This is a genomic window from Chryseobacterium sp. RR2-3-20 (assembly GCF_017808115.1).
Lineage (GTDB): Bacteria > Bacteroidota > Bacteroidia > Flavobacteriales > Weeksellaceae > Chryseobacterium > Chryseobacterium oryzae.
In genome coordinates, this window is the sequence record NZ_JADQBD010000163.1 from 1 (window position 1) to 966 (window position 966).

Sequence of the window (966 nt, forward strand, 5' to 3'; positions counted from 1 at the left end):
ATAAAATTCTAAAAAATCTAAAAAATGATACCATAATAATTGAACTTGAAAATGGTTTGAAATATTATTATGAGAAAAAATAAAAACGTCGCCTAACATAGTATTGGCAAAATGCGGGATTAAACTCCGAATTGAAAATCCAACACTTTTTCGCCGCCGCTATTTTTCCATTCACAGTTTTTTTGTAATTTAGTTCATGGAAAAAATATCGGCTCAGTTTGGTCTTTCTTGAACTTTCAGTTCTCCGAAAGCCCGCACTTCGCCAATACTTTTTCCGTTAGCAGAAACCTCATTGAGAAACAGCATAAAACATATAAATTATAAATAAACTAACAAATGAAAAAAATTCTATTATTATCTGGAATTATTTTTTCCGGAATTTTAAGTGCACAAAACAACAGAGTTTCATTTTACAAAGAATATCTAAAGAAGGATTTAGTTAAGCAAATGGAAAAGGAATTTAAATATAAGAAGTATCCTAAATCATTGTTAACAGCACTTGCTGATACTTTAGTGACAAACAATGCTGCGCCTTGTAATATTGAAGGTTTTAATAATGATTATGAAGATGAATTAAAGATAAAATATGTTGAAAATCTAGATGAATTAACAAAACTTAATACTAATAAAGAAGAAATAAATAATAATTTATGTGGAATTTTTGGAGGGCTTCCTGAAATTGCAAAAGCAGGTTCTGAAGAAGGAATTTCAGAAAATGGTTTTGGCGAAGTAATTCCTAATGACCTATTTCTAATTCGAAGTTGGGGTGGCGGAAATTTTGTAGGTAGTACATATTACAGAATTATCAACGGAAAAATCATTCCTGTCAATATTGAACCAAAAGAAGATTTTTTCAAATTGATAAATAAAAAAATTTGATTATCCGTTTTTAATCATAACCCTGTAATGTTAGCAATAATAAGCCTTTCAAAGAGGCTATCTCCAAAATATCTTCGATTTAGCTTG

Annotated in this window: 1 protein-coding gene; it reads left to right on the plus strand. The window is 29.1% G+C overall.

Annotated elements, in window-relative coordinates; genetic code table 11:
• Positions 1–336 precede the first annotated feature (336 nt).
• Entirely contained in the window at positions 337–879 is a 543-nt protein-coding gene (locus IV513_RS15505) for a hypothetical protein (RefSeq protein WP_209391452.1), read from the plus strand.
• Positions 880–966: the final 87 nt, after the last annotated feature.

Bases quoted from the DNA above. Each gene is read 5' to 3' on its own strand.
- IV513_RS15505 (WP_209391452.1), top strand. From the start codon at position 337: ATGAAAAAAATTCTATTATTATCTGGAATTATTTTTTCCGGAATTTTA.